Source organism: Methylomonas sp. AM2-LC (genome assembly GCF_039904985.1).
In the GTDB taxonomy this organism is placed as follows: Bacteria; Pseudomonadota; Gammaproteobacteria; order Methylococcales; family Methylomonadaceae; genus Methylomonas.
Genome location: NZ_CP157005.1, coordinates 3,582,241 through 3,606,601, shown reverse-complemented (window position 1 = coordinate 3,606,601; position 24,361 = coordinate 3,582,241). Strand labels below are relative to the sequence as shown.

17 protein-coding genes are annotated in these 24,361 nt (G+C 43.2%); 8 read left to right on the top strand and 9 right to left on the bottom strand.

What is annotated here, in order from left to right; genetic code table 11:
- The first annotated feature begins 18 nt into the window (after positions 1–18).
- On the top strand, positions 19–1,776 hold the full coding sequence (locus ABH008_RS16125; protein WP_347986637.1) for an EAL domain-containing protein: 1,758 nt from the start codon (positions 19–21) through the stop codon (positions 1,774–1,776).
- A gap of 64 nt (positions 1,777–1,840) precedes the next feature.
- On the opposite strand, the gene ABH008_RS16120 is transcribed toward ABH008_RS16125, so the two are convergent.
- Positions 1,841–3,427: an ABC-F family ATPase gene (locus tag ABH008_RS16120; protein ID WP_347986636.1), complete on the bottom strand. Its 1,587-nt coding sequence runs from the start codon at positions 3,425–3,427 to the stop codon at positions 1,841–1,843.
- 577 nt (positions 3,428–4,004) lie between these two features.
- Positions 4,005–5,039, bottom strand: coding sequence for an IS110 family transposase (locus ABH008_RS16115; RefSeq protein WP_347985910.1), 1,035 nt, complete (start codon positions 5,037–5,039; stop codon positions 4,005–4,007).
- 346 nt (positions 5,040–5,385) lie between these two features.
- Here ABH008_RS16115 and hrpA point away from each other — a divergent pair, with 346 nt between their 5' ends.
- Both hrpA and ABH008_RS16105 read left to right on the top strand, forming a co-directional pair.
- Positions 5,386–9,282 carry an ATP-dependent RNA helicase HrpA gene (hrpA, locus tag ABH008_RS16110; RefSeq protein WP_347989988.1) on the top strand — a complete coding sequence of 1,299 codons (3,897 nt, stop codon included), beginning with the start codon at positions 5,386–5,388 and terminating at the stop codon, positions 9,280–9,282.
- Between the two features lie 44 nt (positions 9,283–9,326).
- Positions 9,327–10,022 carry a rhomboid family intramembrane serine protease gene (locus tag ABH008_RS16105; RefSeq protein ID WP_347986635.1) on the top strand — a complete coding sequence of 232 codons (696 nt, stop codon included), beginning with the start codon at positions 9,327–9,329 and terminating at the stop codon, positions 10,020–10,022.
- A gap of 21 nt (positions 10,023–10,043) precedes the next feature.
- Here the strand turns inward: ABH008_RS16105 and arsB are convergent, their stop codons facing one another.
- The 3 genes from arsB to ABH008_RS16090 all read right to left on the bottom strand — a co-directional run bounded on the left by arsB (position 10,044) and on the right by ABH008_RS16090 (position 12,321).
- Positions 10,044–11,063 (bottom strand): ACR3 family arsenite efflux transporter, encoded by a 1,020-nt coding sequence (gene arsB, locus ABH008_RS16100; protein WP_347986634.1) that lies wholly within the window; start codon positions 11,061–11,063, stop codon positions 10,044–10,046.
- Between the two features lie 209 nt (positions 11,064–11,272).
- On the bottom strand, positions 11,273–11,605 hold the full coding sequence (locus ABH008_RS16095; protein WP_347986633.1) for a metalloregulator ArsR/SmtB family transcription factor: 333 nt from the start codon (positions 11,603–11,605) through the stop codon (positions 11,273–11,275).
- A 236-nt stretch (positions 11,606–11,841) separates the two neighbouring features.
- Positions 11,842–12,321, bottom strand: a complete 480-nt coding sequence (locus ABH008_RS16090; RefSeq protein ID WP_347986632.1) for an arsenate reductase ArsC — start codon at positions 12,319–12,321, stop codon at positions 11,842–11,844.
- Positions 12,322–12,961: 640 nt separating this feature from the next.
- On the opposite strand from ABH008_RS16090, the gene ABH008_RS16085 reads away from it, so the two are divergent.
- Together ABH008_RS16085 and map are read left to right on the top strand one after the other, a co-directional pair.
- Positions 12,962–13,168 carry a ParD-like family protein gene (locus ABH008_RS16085; protein WP_347986631.1) on the top strand — a complete coding sequence of 69 codons (207 nt, stop codon included), beginning with the start codon at positions 12,962–12,964 and terminating at the stop codon, positions 13,166–13,168.
- Positions 13,161–13,934, top strand: a complete 774-nt coding sequence (map, locus tag ABH008_RS16080; protein ID WP_347986630.1) for a type I methionyl aminopeptidase — start codon at positions 13,161–13,163, stop codon at positions 13,932–13,934. Before ABH008_RS16085 ends, map begins: the two co-directional genes overlap by 8 nt.
- Before the next feature lie 157 nt (positions 13,935–14,091).
- On the opposite strand, the gene ABH008_RS16075 is transcribed toward map, so the two are convergent.
- From ABH008_RS16075 to ABH008_RS16060, 4 genes are all read right to left on the bottom strand, one after another.
- Positions 14,092–14,349 (bottom strand): HigA family addiction module antitoxin, encoded by a 258-nt coding sequence (locus ABH008_RS16075; RefSeq protein ID WP_347986629.1) that lies wholly within the window; start codon positions 14,347–14,349, stop codon positions 14,092–14,094.
- 114 nt (positions 14,350–14,463) lie between these two features.
- The gene (locus tag ABH008_RS16070; protein WP_347986628.1) at positions 14,464–15,960 is read right to left on the bottom strand and encodes a phage tail sheath subtilisin-like domain-containing protein; all 1,497 of its coding nucleotides are present in this window, start codon (positions 15,958–15,960) and stop codon (positions 14,464–14,466) included.
- A gap of 23 nt (positions 15,961–15,983) precedes the next feature.
- Complete coding sequence (locus ABH008_RS16065) at positions 15,984–17,978, bottom strand: VWA domain-containing protein (RefSeq protein WP_347986627.1); 1,995 nt, start codon at positions 17,976–17,978, stop codon at positions 15,984–15,986.
- Positions 17,968–18,570 carry an RNA polymerase sigma factor gene (locus tag ABH008_RS16060; RefSeq protein WP_347986626.1) on the bottom strand — a complete coding sequence of 201 codons (603 nt, stop codon included), beginning with the start codon at positions 18,568–18,570 and terminating at the stop codon, positions 17,968–17,970. Before ABH008_RS16060 ends, ABH008_RS16065 begins: the two co-directional genes overlap by 11 nt.
- Before the next feature lie 604 nt (positions 18,571–19,174).
- Here ABH008_RS16060 and ABH008_RS16055 point away from each other — a divergent pair.
- From ABH008_RS16055 to ABH008_RS16045, 3 genes are all read left to right on the top strand, one after another.
- Entirely contained in the window at positions 19,175–19,945 is a 771-nt protein-coding gene (locus ABH008_RS16055; RefSeq protein ID WP_347986625.1) for a transporter, read from the top strand.
- Between the two features lie 107 nt (positions 19,946–20,052).
- Positions 20,053–21,015, top strand: coding sequence for an ABC transporter substrate-binding protein (locus tag ABH008_RS16050; protein WP_347986624.1), 963 nt, complete (start codon positions 20,053–20,055; stop codon positions 21,013–21,015).
- Positions 21,012–24,257, top strand: coding sequence for an EAL domain-containing protein (locus tag ABH008_RS16045; protein WP_347986623.1), 3,246 nt, complete (start codon positions 21,012–21,014; stop codon positions 24,255–24,257). Before ABH008_RS16050 ends, ABH008_RS16045 begins: the two co-directional genes overlap by 4 nt.
- Positions 24,258–24,361: the final 104 nt, after the last annotated feature.

Here is a 24,361-nt window from a genome sequence, read left to right as displayed (position 1 = left end):
TCTCAGGAAAGCAGATATATGAATGACCAACCCCACATTATCGTAATTGATGATGATTCCATGATTCGTTTGATGGTAGTCGCTGCGCTAAAAGCGGTCGGATTAAATGCTAGCGAAGCAGGCAGTGGAGAAGAAGGCTTGCAACTATTTGTTGAAAAGGGGGCGCATGCAATTTTGCTGGATGTCATGATGCCAGATGGTATGGATGGCTTTGCAACTTGCATAGCGTTTAGGCAACTCCCGGATACGTTAAATATTCCGGTACTGATGATGACCGGTTTGGATGATATAGAATCAATTAATCGTGCTTATGATGCAGGAGCGACAGATTTTATTACCAAACCAATTAATTTGTCGCTGTTAGGTCATCGGGTACGTTATATGTTAAGAGCGGCAAAAACCACTAATAACCTTGTCGAAAGCGAGCGACGTTTACATCGTATGGCCTATTTCGATAGTCTTACCCAGTTGCCAAATCGCGAGTTTTTCAAGGAGCATTTAAAGTGTATGGTAGCCTTGGCAGAACGCAAAAGTCTGAAATTAGCGGTGTTGTTTCTTGATTTGGATGGCTTTAAACGTATTAATGACACTCTGGGCCACCAGCTTGGCGATTTGGTTCTACAAAAAACCAGTGACGAACTACGCAATAGTATCAGAGCTTGTGATGCCTTGATACGGAGCGGTACTACACGTGAAGGCGATGCAATTGCTAGGTTGGGTGGTGATGAATTTACCGTACTGTTAGCGGGAGTCCAGAGTAATGCGGATGCTGCGATAGTTGCTGAACGTATACTTAGCAATCTTTCCAAACCATTAATTTTTGGTGAGCATGAACTGTATTCTACCACCAGTATTGGTATTGCAATATACCCGCATGACGGCAAAAACTCTGAAGAACTATTAAAAAACGCTGATTTGGCAATGTACTATGCTAAACGTGAGGGTGGTAACGAATATCGCTACTTTACTGCAGAGATGTCCGAAACAGCATTACAACGACTTAATATGGAAAATCAGCTGCGTAAAGCCATCGAACGTGGTGAGCTTGAACTGCATTATCAGCCGCAATATGATTTATCGGCTGATTGTTGTTGTGGAGTAGAGGCGTTGTTACGCTGGGATAATCAGGAGTTTGGGCGCATTTCACCAGCTGTATTTATCCCGCTTGCAGAGGATTCGGGTCTGATCATCAGTATTGGCGAATGGGTGTTGCGCACGGCCTGCTACCAGTTTAAACGCTGGCAAGAGCAAGGTGTACCGATTTGTCGAGTAGCCGTTAATGTTTCTGCAATGCAATTTCTGCATAAAGGATTTACCGAGCTAGTGGCGAGTATACTCAATGAAACCGGTGTCCTGCCTCAAATGCTGGAATTGGAATTAACTGAATCTGTTTTGATAAATGACGAGGCTATTGTCCTTGATACTTTGAATACCCTAAGTAAAATAGGTGTACAACTGGCGATTGATGATTTTGGAACAGGTTATTCCAGTTTGAGTCGCCTGAAACATTTTCCAATAAACCGTTTGAAGATTGACCAAAGTTTTATACGTAATATTGAATACGATAGCAAAAACGCCGCAGTGGTGGTTGCTATCATTGCTATGGCTGAAGGAATGAGTATGAATGTGATTGCAGAAGGTGTAGAGAATGCTAGTGAGCTGGCATTCCTGAAAAATAAGCACTGTTTGGAAGTGCAGGGTTTTTTTATGAGCAAGCCGTTACCCGCGTCAGAAATTCAGGTGGTTATCGCTAAATACATAGAAAATCAAGTTTGAGGGGAAACACTAGGGACAAACCTTTTGCCCCTAGTGTCTAAATGTTAGATAAAATTGCAGCTTTTTAAGCCAGACTGTTCAAATAGTCTTCATAATTACCGTTAAAGTCCACTATACCTTTGGGCGTTAGTTCAATAATGCGCGTGGCTAGCGAGGAAACAAACTCACGGTCATGACTGACAAATATCAGTGTGCCAGGATAGTTTTCCAATGCCGTATTTAAGGACTCTATAGACTCCATATCCAAGTGATTGGTCGGTTCATCCAACACCATGATATTGTTTTTTTGTAAAATTAATTTACCAAAAATCATGCGACCCTGTTCACCACCGGACAGCACTTTAACTGATTTACCTATGTCATCCTGCGAGAACAACAGTCGGCCTAAAGTGCCGCGTATGGCTTGATCATCGTCAGATTCTTTACGCCATTGTCCCATCCAGTCAATTAAGCTCAAATCTTCGGCAAAATCTTCGGCATGATCTTGTGCATAATAACCAATTTCAGAGTTTTCTGACCATTTAACCAAGCCAGTATCCGCTGTCAGATCACCAACCAGAGTTTTTAGCAGGGTGGATTTACCAATACCATTTGGACCAATGACCGCTACTCTTTCACCGACGGGTATCATCAAGTTTAAGTTTTCAAACAGTGGTTTCTCGCCATAACCTTTACCCAGATCTTGCACTTCCAACGCTAGACGATGCAGTTTTTTGCTTTGGTCGAAGCGAATAAACGGGTTAACCCGGCTGGAAGGTTTAACTTCATCCAGTTTGATTTTTTCCAGCTGTTTGGCGCGAGAAGTGGCTTGTTTAGCCTTAGAAGCATTAGCAGAAAAACGGCTGACAAAGGTTTGTAATTCGGCAATTTGTGCCTTTTTCTTGGCATTGCCCGATAGCAAGCGTTCACGAACTTCGGTAACTGCTGTCATGTAATCATCATAATTGCCAGGATAAACACGCAATTCACCATAATCCAAATCGGCCATATGCGTACAGACACTATTGAGAAAATGCCGATCATGCGAAATAATAATCATGGTGCATTCGCGATCATTGAGTAAGTCTTCCAGCCAACGTATGGTGTTAATATCCAGATTGTTGGTAGGCTCATCCAGTAACATGATATCTGGATTGGCAAACAAGGCCTGTGCCAGTAACACCCTCAGTTTCCAACCGGGGGCAACTGCACTCATCAGGCCAAAATGTTGCTCCACCGGAATCTCCAGACCTAACAGTAATTCACCCGCTCTGGATTCGGCGGTATAGCCATCCATTTCGGCAAATTCAACTTCCAGTTCTGCCACTTTCATGCCTTCTTCTTCCGACATGTCCGGCAAGGCATAAATTCTGTCGCGTTCCTGCTTAACCGCCCATAATTCCTTGTGTCCCATAATCACCGTGTCAATCACGGTGAATTCTTCGAAAGCAAACTGATCCTGACGCAAATTACCAATGCGTTCATTGGGGCCAATACTGACATTTCCTGCAGAGGGTTCCAGATCGCCGCTGAGTATTTTCATCAGCGTGGATTTACCGCAACCATTGGCACCAATCAGGCCGTAGCGGTTACCGTCGCCAAATTTGACAGAAATGTTTTCAAACAGGGGTTTAGCCCCAAATTGCATGGTGATGTTGGCTGTAGAAATCAAAATAATATCCGGAGAATAAAAAAGTCAGAGTTTAATGCGGGGGTAAAGGGCAGGGGAGGCCAGTAAACTGTCTACCCGAGAGTATTTAGAGTATCCTTAATATAGAGTAACTGTTCAGCGTAAAAGAAAGTTTTATAGGTGTAGACATTAGGCGTCGCGTCAATCGCGACAGATGCGCATCACTTCGTTCAGCACATATATGGACTTCCCCCCTATTGCAAGACAAATTTTACCAAAATGAATGATTTCAAAAGTAATCAAGATTGCCGCCATATATTCGGTTTCAATTAGAGGTTGATTAATTTAACCACTGAACCTTGATGAACGTATTCGCGCGCTATTTCCACAAACATCCTAACGATTTTTAAAATCTATGTGCTTGAACGGGATAAATAGCACCGGTCTGACCTGTTGTTATCATCAATTGGATTTACTTGCCTCCGCAATCTGTTTTACTCTGTGTTACACCATTCACTTTTAATCATATCAACTGAGGGTTATCCACGCCTTACCCAACACCGGAACCCTTCTATCACGTGTAGGTGTTGGGTAAGGCGTGGATAACCCGGCCTACACGCTACGACATGACTACATCGGCGGACCTAACCTCATACCTCTTATTTTGTGTAGCCATTACCCACAAAATTCGGGCATTTTTATTGGCCAGTGCGACGGCCGCTTTGTTAAAACCACGTCGTTCAATTAGCGCCTGCAACCATCGACTTAGCGAGTCTGTTTTACCTTGGCAGTTTTTCAAGACTGATCGGGCGCCGTGAATCAGTAAAGTTCGCAGATAGCCATTACCTCGTTTACTGATACCCAACAACACCACCTTGTCACCACTCGTGTGCTGTTTGGGTACAATGCCTAAACTGGCTGCATAATTTTTGCTTTTGGTATAGCCTTTACCGTCCCCTATATCCGATGCAGCCATAGTAGCCGTAATGGCTCCTATACCTGGAACCTCTACAAATCGTTGACATAATTCGCTCTGAATACAGAGTTGATCAATCTGCTTATCATACTCTTTGATCGTTTTATCCAATTCCTTGAGTTTTTCAAGCTGTTTGGCAAACAGATTTCGACTGATCACGCTTAAACCATTCTCAGCATCTTCAATAATTTCAGTGAGGTGCGTTCTGAGCTGATTGATGCCTATAGGCAGCACAATTCCCCACTCACCTAAAAAACCCCGAATTCGATTCGCCACCGCCGTCCGTTCATCCACTGTACTTTGACGCAATCGATGCAGCATTTGAATATCTTGCTGCTCAAGCGTCTTAAGCGAAACTGTTCGTCTTTTCGGTTGGTGTGTTGCCGTCCAAATAGCCTCTGCATCGTTATAATCATTTTTATTGCCCACCACAAACCCTTTCACATAACGGGCATTCAGCAATACCACTTCATGCCCCAGTTTCTTGATTTCTCGCGCCCAATAATGCGAGCCTCCACAGGCTTCCATACCAATGATACTGACTGGCAAGTTCGCTATGTACGACAATAAATCCGCTCGCTTTACTTTCTTTTTAATCTGTTTCAGTTCAGCATTAAAACTCACCAGATGAAAAATGTTTTTTGCTAAATCTAAACCAATTACGTTATTCTTGATCATGGATTTCTCCTTACCCTTGTTTATTTGCCAGGTGCATTATGACACCGTTAGGGGTGGGGAGAAGTCCATGCCATCATCCTACAGCCTGTTGATTTTAAATTATAAATGCTTAGCTGGAAATGGTTACGATTTAATTAACTATAAATCCTTAATATCAATAGCTTATCAGGATTGGGTTAGAGTGTAAAGCGGTTTTAGGCAAGTTAAGGTGTCTGTTTGGTTAGCAAAACCTTATCCCACTCGCCGAAACTGACCTAAATTTTCTACCTCGCAAACATATTTACAGCAATGGAAATTATTCCAGAACCAGCAAGCTGTATAATTGTTTTATTTACCTGCCCGTTTAATGGATTACCCAGAACAATTAAATCAATTATCACTACGTATTGAGCAGTGCATGAGTGTGGATAAGCATGGACTTAAGCGCCAAGTGCAGCGTTTACGTGGTGAACTTAAGAAAGTGAAACAGCCCGAGTCATTGCTAAATGCGTTGGCAACTAAAATCGAGCAATCGCAAGCGCGTTGTCAGCAACGCCGTGCCACAGTGCCGCAGATTAATTACCCGGATTTGCCTGTTACCGCTAAAAAGGATGAGATAGCGGCTTTGATCCAACAGCATCAGGTAACTATTATCTGTGGCGAAACTGGCTCCGGTAAAACCACACAATTACCGAAGATCTGTCTGGAAATCGGTCGGGGTGTGAGTGGTTTGATTGGTCATACCCAACCGAGGCGCATTGCTGCGCGCACGGTGGCAGATCGTATTGCTGAAGAACTGGGGCAAACTATTGGTCAGGCGGTGGGCTATAAAGTGCGGTTTTATGATAAAACCCATGAGCAATCTCTGGTTAAATTAATGACCGATGGTATCTTGCTGGCAGAATCACAGCATGATCCTTATCTTAATCAGTACGATACTTTAATTATTGATGAGGCTCACGAACGCAGTTTAAATATCGACTTTTTGTTGGGCTATCTGAAATGGCTGTTACCCAAACGCCCAGATTTAAAACTGATTATTACTTCAGCCACCATCGATCCAGAGCGTTTTTCCAATCATTTTAATCAAGCGCCGATTGTCAATGTCTCAGGGCGCACTTTTCCGGTTGATATTCGCTATCGTCCCATAGAGTTGATTGAAGAAGACGATGAAACGGCCGCCGATTTGCAACAGGCCATTTTAGATGCGGTGGATGAATTACATAGGGATATTCAAGGCGATATCCTGATTTTTTTAAGTGGTGAGCACGAAATTCGTGAAACCACAGAGGCTTTGCGTAAGCATCATCATAGCAATCGCTATGAAATATTACCTTTATATTCCAAACTGAGTGTAAGCGAACAAGACCGGGTGTTTAAGCCGCAAGGCAACAAACCACGAATTGTGTTAGCCACCAACGTGGCAGAAACCTCACTCACTGTGCCAGGCATCCGTTGCGTGATCGATTCTGGTCATGCCCGCATCAGTCGTTACAGTCATCGTAGTAAAATTCAACGTCTGCCTATAGAACGTATATCGCAGGCCAGTGCCAATCAACGTGCCGGGCGCTGCGGGCGGGTAGCCGAAGGTATTTGCATACGCCTGTATTCCAAAGAGGATTATTTCGCCCGACCCGAATTTACCGAACCGGAAATTTTGCGTACCAATCTCTCGGCGGTTATTTTACAGATGGCAGCTTTAAAGCTGGGCGATATTGAAGACTTTCCTTTTGTCGAGCCGCCAGATGACAAAATGATTCGCGACGGCAAGAACTCGCTGTTTGAAGTGGATGCGTTGGATAAACAAGGTCAGCTAACGACAACCGGTCGGCAGTTGGCGAAAATTCCGACTGACCCAAAACTGGCCAGGATGCTATTAGCCGCTGCCGAGCAATCCAGTTTGACGGAAGTGGCCATTATTGTTTCAGCTTTGAGTATTCAGGATCCGCGCGAAAAACCAGCCGATAAAATGCCGCAAGCAGAAGCCAAGCATGCGCAATTTAAAGCAGAAGATTCCGATTTTTTAAGTTTGTTAAATATCTGGACCAAGTTTGAAGAGCAGAAAAAACACCTGTCTAACAGTAAATTGCGCAAATATTGTCAGGATAATTTTTTATCTTATATCCGCATGCGCGAATGGTTTGATATTCATGCGCAAATCATGCAAGTGGTGCGTGGTGATTTAAAACTTAAATTTAATGACAATCCAGCCAATTACTTACAAATCCATTGCGCTTTGTTACCGGGCTTATTATCCAATATTGGATTTCGGCATGAACAATATGAATATCTGGGTGCCAGGGGCTTAAAGTTTTTCATTTTTCCCGGTTCCGGACAGCATAAAGCCAAACCGAAATGGATAATGGCTGCAGAGCAGGTTGAAACCAGTAAAGTCTATGCGCGCATGGTAGCCAAAATAGAGCCGGAATGGGTTGAAGCTTGCGCTCAACATTTAGTTAAACATAACTACTACGATCCACATTGGGAAAAAAATGCCGGTCGCAGCGGTGTTTATGAACGTACCTTATTATATGGCTTAACCTTGCAGGCCAAACGTAAAGTGCCTTATGAAAATGTGGATGCCAAAGCGGCACGACAAATGTTTATTAGTCATGCGCTGGTTAACCACGATTATCATAGCAATGCGCCTTTTTATAAGGCCAATGAAAAACTGCTGGAAGAGGTGGGTTATATCCAACACAAAGGTCGACGTGTCGATTTGGTGGAAGATGAACAATGGTTGTATGCCTTTTATGATAAAAAGCTGCCACCTGAAGTGGTTAATGGCATCACTCTGGATCAATGGCGTAAAAGTATAGAAAAAACCCAGCCGCAATTTTTATTTTTAAGCAAGGCAGACTTAACTCGTCACGAAGAGGGACAAATCAGCGATTGGGATTTTCCTGACAGCAAAAAAGTGGGCGACTTAACGATCGAACTGCATTATCGCTTTGAGCCGGGACATGATGAGGATGGGGTTACTGCTATTATCCCAGTACATCAACTTAATCAAATTCGTACCACCCCTTTCGATTGGTTAGTACCGGGTATGCTGGAAGAAAAAGTGGTGGCTTTAATTAAAGCCTTACCCAAGCATTCACGCAAGCATTTTGTACCGGTACCGCAAACCGCTAAACAATGTTTGGAAATAGAACCGGATTTTAAAGGTTCCTTGTTTGATTGGTTAAGTGGTCGTTTGCGCAAAATTAGCGGTGAGTCCATACCCTTGAATGAATGGCAACCGGAGAGTGTGCCTGAGCATTTGAAAATGAATTTTCGGGTGGTAGACGAGCAAGGCAAAGCTTTGGGTTACGGTCGCAATCTGGCCAAATTACAGGCCGAATATGCCAGCAAGGCAGATGATAGTTTTGCCAAACTGGCTGAAGAAGAAATGCAATATACCGCTTGTATTGCCTGGGCTTTTGCAGACTTACCAGAAACAATGCAGTTTATGCAGAAAGGTCAAAGTTTTATCGGCTATCCTGCCATCATTGATGAGGGAGAAAGTGTCGGTGTAAAAATAATGGATACGCAAGCTAAAGCCGACGCTACGCATTTTGTCGGTTTAACGCGCTTGTTTCAGCTACAGTGCCGAAAAGAAGCCCAGTTTATAATAAAGAATAGCAACGTCAGCGCACCGCTACAATTAGTTTATCAACAGTTAACTGCCCATCCATTGTTAAGCAATCGTGCGGGTGGCGATTTTAAACAAGATTTATTATTTCAGATTTTTAGCAGTAATTTTGTGGAACAGTCCAGTACCCGCACCCAACAACAGTTTGAGATGGTATTACAGAAACAAAAACCTAGTTTGCTACTGTTGGCACAAGAGGTGGGTAAGCAAATGACAGAAATCATGGCAAACTACCAACAGATACAGCAGCGATTGCAGCAACCCGGCATTACGGCAGCATTGCAAGCCGATGTTAATCGGCAGCTGGCGTGTTTGGTGTATAAAGGCTTTGTTCGTCATACGCCCTTTGCGCAATTACAGGCTATGCCACGTTACCTAAAGGCCATAGCCTTCCGTCTGGAAAAACAAAAGCCGGATACGCCGGATGTGGCGGGGCTTAATAGACTTTGGCAGCATTATTGGCAAGCGGTGCAAAAACAAATAAAAGTGGGTTTGCCAAACCCGGAACGCGATACTTTTCGTTGGCAGTTAGAAGAATTGCGCGTATCTTTGTTTGCACAGCAACTGAAAACGGCTTACCCAGTCTCTGTGCATCGCTTGGAAAAGGTTTGGCACGAGGAGTTCTCATAAGCTGTCAGAACTTTTTTGAATTTTATTACATATGGGAACCTTAAATGATACCTATTAGAGACTCCATCCCTTGTTTAACCAGACCCTATGTAACCTGGGCTATCATGGTGGTCTGCGTAGTCGTGTTTTTGGCCATGCTGATAATGCCAGACCACATGGCACAGCGTATCCTGTATTTATATGGCATGGTGCCAATCCGCTACACACATCGAGCGTGGGCTTACGATTTTGGGCTACCTTACGATTATTATCTATCATTTATTACCAGTTTATTTATACATGGCGGGTGGTTGCATATCCTGTTTAATTTGGTGTTCTTATGGATCTTTGCCGACAACATAGAAGATTTGATGGGGCATGGTCGTTTTATAGTGTTTTATTTATTGTGCGGTTTTCTAGCCACCTATGCTCAATGGTATTTTTCGCAGGAACTGGTGATACCCGTAGTCGGTGCTTCTGGTGCCATTGCCGGGGTGTTGGGCGCTTACTTTTTCCGCTTCCCGTATGCCAAAGTATTAATTTTAGTGCCAATTTTTTTCTATCCGCTTTTCTTTGAAATACCTGCGGTAGCTTTTTTAGGCTTTTGGGTTATCTTGCAGTTACAGGAAATTAGCACAGCGGCAATGTTTGCTGGCGCAGCCACCAGTTCAGCCTGGTGGTCGCATCTGGGTGGCTTTGCTGCCGGTGCACTATTGTATCGATTTTTTATTAAGAGTAATAGCGCTACCGTTGAAGAATAATTCGACTTGTATTTATCCTGTTTAACCATTTTCGTACCATTGTTTGCTGGCATTGACGACCACAACTGCCAGCAACATGACCGGTACTTCAATTAATACGCCAACCACTGTGGCCAATGCCGCGCCAGAATCAAAGCCAAATAAACTAATGGCTGTAGCAACGGCTAATTCAAAGAAGTTACTGGCACCAATCAGCGCTGATGGGCAGGCGATATTATGTTTTTCACCCACTTTACGGTTTAACCAATAGGCCAGGCTGGCATTAAAAAACACCTGAAGCAGAATCGGCACGGCAAGTATGGCAATGACTAGGGGTTGCTTAATGATCGCTTCACCCTGAAAACCGAACAATAGTATTAGCGTAATTAACAAGGCCGCCATCGACCAATGCCCCAAGTGCTGCATAACCGTAGCGAAAGCAGTTTCGCCTTTTTTTAGCAATAATTTTCGGCAAAGCTGGGCAAGTATCACTGGTATCACGATATACAGTAGTACCGAAGTTAATAGCGTATCCCAAGGAACGCTAATCGACGATATGCCGAGTAACAAGGCAACGATGGGCGCAAAGGCAAATATCATGATGGTGTCATTTAATGCCACTTGAGTCAGCGTGAATAAAGGATCACCATCGGTCAGCTTACTCCACACAAACACCATGGCGGTACACGGTGCTGCCGCTAGTAAAATCAATCCAGCGATGTAACTGTCCAGTTGTTCGGCAGGTAAATAGGATGCGAAAATGTGTCGGATAAATAACCAACCCAGTAAGGCCATGGAAAAGGGTTTAACCGCCCAATTGATAAATAAGGTAACACCTATCCCTTTCCAATGAGTTTTGACCTGATGCAAGGCGGTAAAGTCCACCTTAATCAACATGGGAATAATCATCACCCAAATCAATATACCCACTGGCAAATTGACTTGCGCATATTCAAGGCTACCTATGCTCTGAAATACCTCAGGCCATAGTTGCCCAAAACCAATACCAGCCAAAATGCAAAGAGCGACCCATAACGAAAGGTAGCGTTCAAACAGATTCATAAATTTATCCTGTATCAAATGTATAGATAAAGAAACGCTAACGGTGCAGCGCAGTTTTAGTGCAATTATAATCAATGGCCTATAGGGTAAGCTGAGCAAAGTGAAGCGCATCTGTCGCGATTGATGCGCCTCCTGGCGTCGGCATATCCTATGCAGGCGGTAAATAGTGACAAAGAAACATGTAAAGCGACTGCCGCATTTTTATCGTATTAGTCTTGGCTGGGTGGACAGGCTAGACATTCTAACGATACAGGTGGATTGCCCCCGCAGCAGTTTTCAGTCATAAAGGCCAATAAGGCATTCATCGTGGCAAAGTTGGCCGCATAAATAACAAAGCGACCCTCTTGGCGCGAGCTGACCAGATTGGCAATACTCAGTTCTTTCATATGGAAAGACAGCGAGGAGGGCGGTATACCCGTGGCCTCGCTAATCTTGCCTGCAGCCATGCCCTGTGGGCCTGACTGCACTAAGGTGCGATAGATAGCCAAGCGGGAATCCTGTGCGAGTGCAGCAAGGATAATCACCGCTGATGATATTTCCATATTTAACCTATAAGTTGGGTAATAAATAAACTTTGGTAATTACTCACCGTAAAAGTAAGCCTGGATAGGATGTGCCGACGTCAGGAGGCGCATCATTCGCGACCGATGCGCTTCACGTTGTTTATAGTCAATTAGTTTTAATTGAAAAAAACTACGCTGCATAGTTACAAACTTTGCTAACTATCCATCCTTCAGAAATTATGTTGGTTTTTAATAACCCAAATGGATAGTTGTATTTAAGGCAACAACTCACCAATACGATCCAGTTCCTTTTTAAGTTGCGCTTGATCATTTTGTAAAGCAGTTAAAGGCAAAGCCAAAAACTGTTCTATGCGATAACGCAAAATGCCATAAGCCTGCATAAAAGCCGCATCAATTTCTGCATCGCTACCCGTTACATGCGCCGGATCTTCAACACCCCAATGGCTACGCATTACCGGGCCTAAATAGGCCGGACAAGTTTCGTTAGCCGCATTGCCACACACACTAATGACAATATCCGGCGTGACGGGCAAATCCTGCCAGGATTTACTGAAATAGCCTTCGGTAGAAATTCCTTCGCTTGCAAGTAAAGCCAATGAGTGTGGATGCACTTGGCCAGTAGGTTTACTACCAGCACTCAATGCCCGCCAACCCGTTGGGGCTAGGTGATTAAAAGTCGCTTCAGCTAAGATTGAGCGACAGGAATTGCCTGTACAAAGAAATAAAACATGCATGGTTAAATTGATTTGATAGCTGTGAGAAAAAGTTGATAACTGAGGCTATGATAAAATATATATTTTTATATTTCAATAAATATTGAAATATAAGTTTGTATAGCACCCTTCAAATCAAATAATCAATTTAATGGGGGGGCATGCATAAAGGCTGAATAATTCGTAATAGACTTAGCAGTATTGCGACAAGACTATACAGAACATTACCCTGAATCTAATGCGATCTGGATGGTTGTCGCGAATTATCGGTTGGGGGTAAATTAATTGGTTATATGTATTTTAAGGATGTAAATCAAAACGGCTTTTGTTTTTAAAACGTACCGTTGTCAACACCAGTCGAAAACTGACTCATTGCCGTCAATGATTCGACTTGGATCAAAAATCCAGCAGACTTTTCGCTTCTTTGATCGTTCGGATCGGCACCGTATGTCTACACCCGCACGGGTCACATGTGCCAAGAAGTCAGGCTCCTCCTTTCCTGTGCGGCACGGGTAAAAAAGATCTAGGCCTACCTGCGCTCAACGACCGGACCCACTACGGCAAGCTGGTTAGCTCGAACGTTTACCGTCCATTGCAAACTCTTGTGATCATCTTTATGATAATATACAATTCATATACGTTTCGTATATTAAAGGTAGTTATGGGTATCGTTAAAATCAGTGATGAACTACATGAAGAGATCCGGAAAGCCAGTGGCACAATGGTTCGCTCTATCAATTCTCAGGCTGAGTTTTGGATAAAAATCGGCATGCTAGCTGAAACACATCCCAACATGACTTACACAGAGATTTTACGAGAACAACTAAGCCTTGCTTCCGTTGGGTTATTTGAGGTTAGCAATGGCTAGTGTTATCCTAAAAAATGAGAAGGAACTTGAATTGATGCGTGAATCAGGGCGTTTGCTCGCATCTGTGTTTACTTATCTCGATCAACGCATCAAAGTTGGCATTTCAACCATGGAAATAAATGATTTGGTTGAAGATTTTATTACCAACACATTAAACGCAAGACCGGCCAGTAAAGGACAATATGATTTTCCTTTTGTTATAAACACATCAATCAATGATGTTGTCTGTCACGGCATGCCTTCTGCTACCCAATTACTTAAGTCTGGCGACATCATAAATGTCGATATAACGCTCGAAAAAAATGATTTTATCGCCGACTCAAGTAAAATGTACATAGTCGGGGATGCTTCACCTATAGCCAAAAGGCTAGTTAATAAAACTTACGACGCTATGTGGCATGGTATTCGTGCTGTAAAACCTGGAGCAACACTTGGTGATATTGGTTACGCTATACAAAAATTTGCATCTTCACAAGGCTATTCAGTTGTACGTGAATACTGTGGTCATGGTATTGGTCAAGAAATGCATGAAGGACCTCATGTTTTACATTACGGAAAACCGAATAGCGGAATTGTTTTGCAAGAAGGTATGACTTTTACAATTGAGCCAATGATCAACCAAGGCGAAGCTAAAATTAAAACAAAGCGTGATGGTTGGACAGTTGTTACTCGTGACAAAAAGCTCTCTGCACAATGGGAACATACTATTGCGGTTACAGAAGATGGCTATGAAGTTCTGACTCTGCGAGATGAAGAGCGTGTTTAACAAAAACTTTAAGTTGAAAGGCAGCTCATTAAATTCTAGCGGACATTGAGCGCAAAGCTGTAAATGTCGCTTTGGGGTCGTAGGACTAAACCGCTAATGAGGTCACCTTATATCAGATGTAGGCCAAGTTTTATAGCTTACTAAACTGTTTATCTATCTAATGGCATTCTCTTCGGAGTGGTGGTTGTACTTGCCATAAATCCCATTGTGTTTGCATATTAAGCCAAATTTCCGGGGATGTATTTAACCATGCCGAAAGCCGCAATGCCTTACCTACCGTTGCGCCGGATTTGCCATTCAGCACCTTTGAAAGCGTTACCCGAGAAACTTGCAATTGTTTAGATGTAGCGCTTATTGACATGTTTTCAGGCAACCATTCCCGCAATAACCCGCCAGGGTGAGCCGGATTGTGCATTCTACTCACATTCATCAGTCTTAATGGTAGTCTTGATAGTCAACTTGCTCAGCATCTTTACCACGGGAACGTTTCTAAAAAGGGATGCTAAGCATAATTGCGCAGACTGTATGATTAAGGTGCAGGCTTCAGCGCAATTTGTTGCAAGTTGATTACGATAAATTCAGCGGGTTTTAATGGCGCAAATCCAATTACAATATTCACCAAGCCCTGATTAATATCAGTCTGACTGGTAGTAGTCTGGTCGCATTTTACAAAATAGGCCTGTTGTGGTGTTTGCCCCTGAAATGCGCCTTGCTGAAACAGTGTTTCCAAAAATGTTGAAATGCTTAAGCGGATTTGCGCCCATAACGGTTCCGCATTGATTTCGAACACCACCCACTGTAAACCACGCTTCACACTGGCTTCGATAAATAAGGCCGTGCGTCTGACAGGAATATATTCCCACTCCGAACTCTGACTGCTACTGCCCTGTAAGGTTCTAGCCCCCCAAATCACCATTCCATAGCTGGGAAAATTGCGCAGACAATTAATCGCTTTATTATTTAATACGCCTTGTTCCTGATCATTAAGCGTTTCAAGCAATGAGCTGCTACCGCGAATGCTGGCATTAACGCCAGCCGGAGCTTTCCATACGCCGTTATTACTGTCAATCTGTGCATAAATACCAGCCACAAAACCGCAGGGTGGAAATGCGCGTAAATTATTTTGTTGCAGAGGATCAGGCGCATTAATCCACGGAAAATAGTAAGCTGCGTTGCAGGCGTTGTCACCCGTTAAGCGACTATCAGGGGAAGCGTTTTGACTCAGGTTGGCATAGGTATCCGTACTGGCAGAGCTAGTAATTAGAAATGCAGTGTTTTGTTTGGCAAAAGCCTGTAACGTATTCACGGTAACCGGGTCGGATTCACCCGGCACCACCAATAAATTAAACAGATCGACTTTTGTTAACAAGTATAGTCCGGTATTAACGCCATCTCCTGCTAAGGCGGCATGGAATTGTGCACTACCCGGATTTAACACACTGCCATCACTACCGTTTGCCAGCAGATAATCACCTGCTACCGGCGCATTACTGGCATTGTTGACAGTAACTTGAATAATATCAGCGCTATTGGCGATTACAGTGCTGACATACTGTGCATCAGTGGCTTGTAGCGATAAATTCGCATAGCTTGATAGTAAAGGCGCATTAATGCCAGCTCCATAAACATGTAAATTAAAACGTTGCGCATCATTGGCTATGGTTTGTATGTTAATGCGGTAACCATTAAGCCAGGAACCTGGCGCAGAGGCTGTTACCGTCATTCCCGCAATTGTTACGCTGGCTGATGTGGCTGTTGTTGGATCAACCAGACGCACAATATAAGCTTGCTGGCCACCGTTTTCGAAATACTGATTAACAGCATAGCCCAGATAACTTCGGCTATCCAGGCCACCATACAGCCGGCTGTATTCGGACCAGCTGCTGATAGCTTCCGCTTTGGAAATACTACCCTTTGGTGCCCAACCTATAAAGGCGGTAATAGCAGTGGTAACTCCTATAATAGTATGATCACTGCTAGAAATTTCCTGAATATATACACCTGGATAGGTAAGGCTTTGGGTCATTTGAATATCTCCGTACACTGTTTTTATTGGTTTAACACTGGCAACGCGGGTGCATTTTTAGCCATTCGCACCAGATTGACAAATTCGGCCCGGTAGCCAAAATGATCATCCCCCTTAGCCGCGTCTGCCAGAGCAATCACATCATCATAACTATAGTTTTGTAAATATGGATCGCCACGCAGTAATTGACCAAAAGCAGCAACAGCCGTTGCAAATCGCGCATCTTGCGCTACTCCAGTGATCGATTTACTTTCTTGACTAGCCGTTATTGGGGTGGTGATTAAGCTGCTTTTATCACTATTTGGCAATTTATAGCGGATTTTAATAAACCCGTACTCATCAGTGATTTTGCTCATTTCTGGTTTTGCGTTTTGCGGGGCATAACGCAGTTCGTCAATGGCTTTGCTTTGGCTGTTTACCGGGGTAATTTCATACAGTGCTGTTACCGTATGTCCAGATCCAATATCGCCTGCATCCACTTTGTCGTTGTTAAAGTCTTCGGTTTTTAGCTGCCGAGTTTCATAGCCAATCAATCGATACTCTGCAATCTGAGCCGGATTAAACTCCACCTGTATTTTCACATCTTTGGCTATAGTGAACAGGGTAGAGCTAGCTTCGGTGACTAAAACTTTGCGGGCTTCGTTCAAGGTATCGATATAGGCGGCATTGCCGTTGCCGTTTTGCGCCAGAGTTTGCATCAGGCTGTCATTGTAATTCCCCGTACCAAAACCCAATACCGACAAGCTTACGCCGCTGGCACGTTCGTGTTCGATAAAGCTTTTTAATTCGTTTTCATCGCTAATGCCCACATTAAAATCACCATCAGTGGCCAAGAGCACCCGATTGACACCTTTGGGGTCAAAGTTTTGTTTGGCCAGTTGATAGGCTTGTCTTATGCCTTCCGCACCTGCGGTTGAGCCCATGGCCCCCAGGTTGTCAATAATACTGATAATTTTGTTTTTGTCTTTAACATGGGTTGGTTCCAGTGCTACCCCAGCATTACCTGCATAGGTGACTATGGCGACACTATCCTCAGCACTTAAACTATCGAGTAACAGTTTTAAGGCATTTTTGACTAAGGGTAGCTTATTGGCTTCATTCATAGAGCCAGAGGTATCTATCAAAAACACCAGATTCGCTTTGGGTTTTGCTTGTACGGGCAATTCATAACCCTTAATGCCTATGTGTAGCAGTTTATTATTGCTATTCCAGGGTGAAGGAAACACCGATACCTGGGCTTTAAATGGTTCATTCGCTTGCTGGGCCGGACTGTAGGCATAAGGGAAATAATTAATCAGTTCTTCAACACGCACCGCATTACGTTGTGGCAAAACATTTTGATTTAAGGCATTGCGCACAAAACTGTAAGAGGCCGTATCGACATCTATGGAAAAGGTGGATACCGGTTCCTGTTTAGTCAGCTTAATTGGGTTAGGGGTGCTGGCTTTAAATTTGTCGCCTCCCTGACTGGGTTGATTATATGGCGATATAGCATCCGCCATTTGCATGCGGGGCATATTGGTGATGTTTGGGGCGCTTGAACGTATGGTATTTAAAGGCGTTATAAGCGCTCTACTAAATTCAGGCGTATTTTGATTTACGCTTTTTTCTTTAGCCGCAACAATCGGTGTACTTTCCGGAAGCTTCTTACTAAGCTCAGAATCGGGTTCTTCTAACTTCGAAATCACCGGCTGTGCGTCTGGTTTCATGTCCAATAATAAGGTTTCGCTAGCCTGTTGTAGTGGGTTGGTTAACCAAACAACAAACAAGGCACAAAAAGCCCCGACTAGCAGTATTTGATATTTTTTCATCTGTGTTCTCCCAAAAATAAAGTGTCCAACCATAAAGGCTGTGTCTTTTAGACGATTGGACTTGCTAATTCCTTGGGTTAACCTTGAATTATTTTTTTCAAACTGACTTAATGCAGCGTTAATTGCGGCTTTCTTGGCGGCAGGGTTGGGTTTTATATCAGGTGTTTGCCGCAACAGGTGTTTAAGATCTTCCCATTCATCGGTCATGATCGTTCTCCATTTGCGCTTTCAGTTGCTGACGAATTTCGCTCATTCGTCCGGAAATAGTCGATTCTGCACAGCCTAAAATTTGACCGACCTCGGCGTGGGATAAATCTTGCGCCAACACTAAAAAGGCCGTTTCTTTATAAGGTTCTTTTAAGCTGGCTAATTGTCTATACAACCAGCTAATTTGCTGAGCGTTTTCCTGGCTGAAGTTACGGTGCTGTTCGGCAAACTCCAGATAAGGATTTATTTTGCTCTGTTGATGTTTGGTTTTTCGTTGTGCATCCAGGCAGGTATTTATCACTATACTGTAAAGCCAGGTTTTAAATTTTGCTTCACCCCGATACGATAGTATTTTATTTGCCAGTCCCAAGCACACCTCTTGGGTAATATCCTCAGCATCTTCCGTATGCCCTGTAAAACGATAGGCTATTTGATAAATCAGGTCGTAATAATGTTCCAGCAAGGTCTGGAATGCTTGTCGATTCCCTTGTTGAATTTGCGCCAGGCAATGTGCCTCAATAAATGCAGGCACTTCGCTATCCGCCGATGGTAAAAGCGGTGCAAGTCCAAGCCATTTTTTAAAGGGCAGCATGTTTCAGGGTGTTTAAATTGTTATTATAGGATGGAAGTAATAGTAAACGTTTTGTAAGTCGTCGAACAAGTCTCATTTTTATAATAAAGACTATAGACAGGCGTTTTTGGTCAGCCAGTGCAGTACTTGTTAATCAAAGTTGTTAGTCATAGATAAACCTTAGAGTGATGTATAAATGTCGTCGCTTATATTTGATTAACAGTTTGATTATAAAACTATATATTCATAATATGACGTGATGGTTTTTACGGAAAGTTCTGTAGATAACTATCAGGCAAAACATAATTCCCTTGCTATACTCAATAGTGATAGCTTGCTTATAGAGCGGCAAATTAGTCAGTTTGTTGGCAAGCTTTTCTCAAATCTTTTTTTCGGTTGTTAACCTCAAGAATATTAATGCTATTAGCCCTAATTAGAATCGCATTCTTAATTTCGATTTCTCGCTACCGCTATTTGGGAATGACCTCACCGTTGCCTAATCTTCAAAAGTTAATCTGCCGTGATTAGGGTGAATACTGGCAAGTTTTGTGTACAATGTTTGGGGCTGGTATGTGTTTGTGTTATCACTGTTGTTTGCGCTACGGAAGGCGGGGGCAGTAATTATTTGCCCGGTTTTTATGGTGATTTTGCCATGGGTAGCATGCCGGGTAAAGGTAGTTATTTTACTAATTTTATGACTGCCTACCAGGATAAAACTGGCAAAACCGCAACATTGATAGAACTACCCAGCTTAGTACAAGTTACCGATTATAAAATTCTGGGCGGTAATTATATCGCTGGAATCTATCCAGGAATTAACATTACAAAAGATTATACTGGCAGAAACAAACAAGATAGATTGGGAGCTGCTGATGCTTATCTAATGCCGCTGGCCGTCAATTGGCAGTGGGAACACTTCAGTGCCTTATTTTATGAGGGAATAATTGCACCAACTGGATATTATGCGAAAGGTGCTGTAAATACCAGTCGTAATGTCTGGACATTTGACCATATTTTGTCGTTAACCTGGCAGCTACCGGCTGACAATGAGGTATCGACCACGTTAGGGTATATGAATAATCTCAAAAATTCGGCTACTGGCTATAGTAGTGGTGACGAGCTGCATTTTGATTATTTGTTAGGTCATTATTTTAACCCGCAATTAGCAATGGGGTTGGCGGGTTCTTATTATCAGCAAATCACTGCGGATCATGCTCCAAGCAGTATTTTGGCCGCTATGCCCAGCGAAGCATCCAGTATAGGTCCGGCATTAATGTTGACACCTCACCTTTTAGCGCGTGATGTAATCTTTTCAGTCAAGTGGTTACATGAATACAATGTACAAGGACGCATAGCCCAGGATTATCTGGTGTGTAGGGTGTTTTTTGCATTCTGAGCACTTTGCTAATCGTTATAAATTATTTAAGCTACTTTTGTTCAATCCACCTAAAAAATCGATACAATGCTTATAAAACAACGATACTAAGGAATGGCAATATTGCTATGCGTTTATTTCATTATTTTTGCCTTTTGTTTTGTCTGTCGTTATTAGTAGCCTGTAGTAAACAGACACAGCCAGTTTTTAGGGTTGCCACTAATGTATGGCCGGGTTATGAACCTTTATATTTGGCCCGCAGTCTGGGATGGTATGAAAACTCGACACTGCGATTGGTAGAAATGCCCTCAGCCAGTCAAGTGGTTCATGCATTTCGCAATGGTACTGTGGAAGCGGCCGCTTTGACCCTGGATGAAACCCTGACGTTAATTCAGGACGGTGACGTTGATTTGCGGATTATTTTGGTTATGGATATTTCCAACGGTGCCGATGTGTTACTCGGACATGCCAATATTCCCAATTTGCAAGCTCTGCGGGGCAAACGAGTCGCCGTCGAAAACACAGCTACAGGTGCGGTGTTGTTAGATGCAGCATTGCAAGCAGCGCAATTGCAGGCCCATGAAATTAAATTGGTGCCTAAAACCGTCAATGATCATTTGGCCGCCTGGAAGAATGGTGAAATCGATGCCGTGGTCACTTTCGAGCCAGTCCGCACCGCTATTTTAAATGCGGGTGCGGTTGAATTATTTAATAGCGGTCAAATCCCAGGTCGTATTATGGATGTGTTGGTAGTAAGGGCGGACGCCATACAAGGTAATGAAACCGTATTGAAACAATTGGTATCAAGTTATTTCGAAGCCTGTGATTATCTCGCTCATTCGCCACAAGATGCGTCGGTACGCATGGGGCCACGCTTAGGAACTGCTGCTGAGCAAGTGTTCGCTCAGTTTAAGGGCTTGCAATTGCCAAGTCTGACTGAAAATCGCAAATGGTTGTCAGTACCTGATATGCAGTTAATCAATACAGCCAGAGAATTAGCCCAACTGATGAAAGAGCATCAACTTTTAGTGGGTAACGTTAATCTCGACGCTCTGGTGGATGCTCGTTTTTTACCAGAAGCACTCCAATGAGTCATATACGGACTATTCGTTTAAAACGTGCATTACCTTTGCTAGTCATTGGTTCATTTGCAATGTTACTGTTTTTTTCAGTCTTTTATCAGCATCAGCAAATGTTGATGTCTATTGAAAATCAGGCGCTTGATCGATCGCAGCGTTTATTAGCCAATACCCAACTACAGGTTGAAACCCTATTAAGACATGAACAGCATGATTTAATTGAAGAAGAAATTGCCGGTTATGGTGTGGATGCCGATGTCAATAATCTCGCATTGGTTGATGATACAGGGCGAGTTATGCAAGCCACCCGGCTGGAATGGATAGGTCAGTCTTATCAACAGGTACTTCCACAGTTTGTCGCCGAGAAATTTCATGCAACCCAAAGCCTGCATCGAACCTTTATTGAGTTTTCTGCCGACAGGCAAAGCTTGTTCGGTTATCAGCCGGTAGTACTTGCTGCCCAGCCAGGACAAATTAGATCCAATAAAATAGGCGTACTAATACTCGATTTCGATCTGTCTCGCGCCAAAGCGGCAAGTTGGGATGTGCTGATTAGATCTATGTATCCCATTTTTGCGGTGGGTTTGTTGTTGATGTTAGTAATGGGCTACATAATTTCTCACTGGGTAGACCGACCTCTACGCCATTTAACTGAAGCGGTGAGTCGCTTGGCAACAGGTGATTATGCTGCTGTCGCAAAGTTAACAGGAACCAGTGAGCTGGCCACTTTTGCAGAAGCCTGGAACAGGATGCTCAAGCAGTTAACAGAAACTATCAGTCTGCTAGAAGAAAGTAAAGAGCGCCTGTCTGTGACGCTGTTTTCGATAGGTGATGCCGTTATAGCCACAGATACAGATAGTCGCGTTACGTTTATGAACGAAATTGCTCAGAAATTGACTGGTTGGCGACAAGTAGATGCGGTGGGTGAACCGCTCGAAAGAGTGTTTAACATTATCAATGCCCATACTCGGCAAGTTGCCGATAACCCGGTTAAACGGGTACTGAGTACGGGGCAGATTATTGGTCTAGCTAATCATACCGTACTAATTAACCGGAATGGGAACGAATATCAAATAGCCGATTCTGCGGCCCCCATACGTACTCAGGACGGCAGCATATTTGGCGTGGTATTAGTATTTAGGGATGTGACCGAAGAATATGACTTACGTGAATCATTGCTGCATGAAAGAGCGCTGTTAAGGTGCATCATTGATGCGGTGCCAGATTTAATTTTTATTAAAGACTTGAATAGTGTGTATTTGGGTTGTAACAAAGCCTTTGAAAAATATACAGGACATCTGGAAGCAGAGCAAATTGGCAAAACTGATTTTGATTTCTTACCTCAACAAATTGCAGAAGACTTTCGACGCCGTGATCTTGAGGTGTTGGCCGCTAGACAATCGCAAAGTAACGAAGAATGGGTCGTTTATCCAGATGGCAATTCTGTACTGCTCGATACCATTAAAACCCCGTTTTATACGCCGGATGGCGAATTGCTTGGGTTGGTAGGCATCAGCAGGGATGTGACGGAACGCCAACGCTATATGGAAAGACTGGCTGAGAGTGAAGAACGTATTCGTTCGCTGGGAAATAATCTGCCACATGGCTATATTTATCAATATACTCTGGATAGTGATGGCAATTCCAAGTTTTTATTTATTAGTGCCGGTGTAGAAAAAGTGCATGGTATTTCTGTCGATGCAGTACTAAATAATGCTTTTACCCTGCTTGATCAAATTGACCCGGCACAATTAGCAGTTTATCGGGAAGCTGAGAAAAAAAGTGCTCATGAGCTGAGTGATTTTTCTATGGAGTTATGTTTGCAGCAGCCAAATTCTAGCAGGATTTGGATACAAGTGCGTTCTCGCCCAAAACGAGTCGACGACATAACCCTTTGGGACGGCATCGCAATTGATATTACCGACAAGAAATTGTCCGAGGAACAGATTTGGCGGCAAGCCAATTTTGACCCGTTAACAGGCTTGCCAAATAGGCATATGTTTCATAACCGTTTAGAGCAGGAAATTAAAAAAGCGCATAGAAACTCCTCTTCGTTTGCTTTGCTGTTTATTGACCTGGATCGCTTTAAAGAAGTGAATGATACCTTAGGTCATATGTTAGGGGATAGGTTGTTGGAAATTGCCGCACAACGCTTGCTGACTTGTATTAGAGATACAGATACAGTAGCACGGTTGGGTGGAGATGAATTTACCATTATTTTGACTGATTTGGACAATCCAGAAGCGGTGCAACGTGTGGCGCAAACTATTCTGGACAAAATGATGGAACCGTTCCCGCTGAATGGCGAACAAAGTTATGTGTCAGCCAGTATTGGTGTTACCATCTTTCCAGACGATGGCAAGGATATTGCCCAGCTTTTGCAAAATGCTGATCAGGCTATGTATGCGGCAAAAGATCGGGGTCGAAACGGTTTTAGTTACTTTACAGCTGCTATGCAAGATGCTTCACACCATCGTTTGAATATGGCTAACGATTTGCGCATAGCACTGGCAAAGCAACAATTTCAGGTTTATTACCAGCCTATCATAGAGTTGGATACTGGATTCATCCATAAAGCAGAAGCCCTGATACGTTGGCATCATCCCAGTAAGGGTTTAATCAGTCCTGCTCTATTTATTCCAGTAGCTGAAGAAAACGGACTGATCCATGATATTGGAGACTGGGTGTTTAAAGAGGCTGCCCAATACGTCAAGAATTTGCGAGAAACCATTAATCCCTGTTTCCAAATCAGTATTAACCGTTCGCCTGTGCAATTCCGCAGATTGGCTGGTTTCCACTTTAACTGGTTGAACCATCTACAAATGTTGGGTTTGGCGGGTGATAGTGTGGTGATTGAAATAACCGAAGGTCTTCTGCTTGATGCCTCTGTTTCTACTTCTGAAAAGTTGTTGGCCTACCGTGATGCTGGAATTCAAGTATCGCTTGATGATTTTGGTACTGGCTATTCATCGTTATCTTATATTCAGAAATTTGATATTGATTATCTTAAAATTGATAGAAGCTTTGTTAATAATTTGGCTAAAAACTCTACCAATATGGCCTTATGCGAAGCCATTATATTGATGGCCCATAAACTGGGTATTAAAGTCATTGCAGAAGGCATAGAAACCGAAGAGCAATGCGCTTTACTGACAGCTGCAGGATGTGATTATGGTCAGGGCTATTTGTTTTCCCGGCCAGTACCACCCGTAGAATTTGAACAATTATTTCAAACTTACAAGTCTTGCGACTAAGTATCTGATAGAGAAATCATAATCCTATGCTCTACTGCTTTATTGTCCGTGCCGCTACAAATTTCCCCTATTCGCGTTTGCCAATTCATGCATAGCCTACCTTA

Bases quoted from the DNA above. Each gene is read 5' to 3' on its own strand.
- ABH008_RS16125 (WP_347986637.1), top strand. From the start codon at position 19: ATGAATGACCAACCCCACATTATCGTAATTGATGATGATTCCATGATT.
- ABH008_RS16115 (WP_347985910.1), bottom strand. From the start codon at position 5,039: ATGATCAAGAATAACGTAATTGGTTTAGATTTAGCAAAAAACATTTTT.
- hrpA (WP_347989988.1), top strand. From the start codon at position 5,386: ATGGATTACCCAGAACAATTAAATCAATTATCACTACGTATTGAGCAG.
- ABH008_RS16105 (WP_347986635.1), top strand. From the start codon at position 9,327: ATGATACCTATTAGAGACTCCATCCCTTGTTTAACCAGACCCTATGTA.
- arsB (WP_347986634.1), bottom strand. From the start codon at position 11,063: ATGAATCTGTTTGAACGCTACCTTTCGTTATGGGTCGCTCTTTGCATT.
- ABH008_RS16095 (WP_347986633.1), bottom strand. From the start codon at position 11,605: ATGGAAATATCATCAGCGGTGATTATCCTTGCTGCACTCGCACAGGAT.
- ABH008_RS16090 (WP_347986632.1), bottom strand. From the start codon at position 12,321: ATGCATGTTTTATTTCTTTGTACAGGCAATTCCTGTCGCTCAATCTTA.
- ABH008_RS16085 (WP_347986631.1), top strand. From the start codon at position 12,962: ATGGGTATCGTTAAAATCAGTGATGAACTACATGAAGAGATCCGGAAA.
- map (WP_347986630.1), top strand. From the start codon at position 13,161: ATGGCTAGTGTTATCCTAAAAAATGAGAAGGAACTTGAATTGATGCGT.
- ABH008_RS16075 (WP_347986629.1), bottom strand. From the start codon at position 14,349: ATGCACAATCCGGCTCACCCTGGCGGGTTATTGCGGGAATGGTTGCCT.
- ABH008_RS16070 (WP_347986628.1), bottom strand. From the start codon at position 15,960: ATGACCCAAAGCCTTACCTATCCAGGTGTATATATTCAGGAAATTTCT.
- ABH008_RS16065 (WP_347986627.1), bottom strand. From the start codon at position 17,978: ATGACCGATGAATGGGAAGATCTTAAACACCTGTTGCGGCAAACACCT.
- ABH008_RS16060 (WP_347986626.1), bottom strand. From the start codon at position 18,570: ATGCTGCCCTTTAAAAAATGGCTTGGACTTGCACCGCTTTTACCATCG.
- ABH008_RS16050 (WP_347986624.1), top strand. From the start codon at position 20,053: ATGCGTTTATTTCATTATTTTTGCCTTTTGTTTTGTCTGTCGTTATTA.
- ABH008_RS16045 (WP_347986623.1), top strand. From the start codon at position 21,012: ATGAGTCATATACGGACTATTCGTTTAAAACGTGCATTACCTTTGCTA.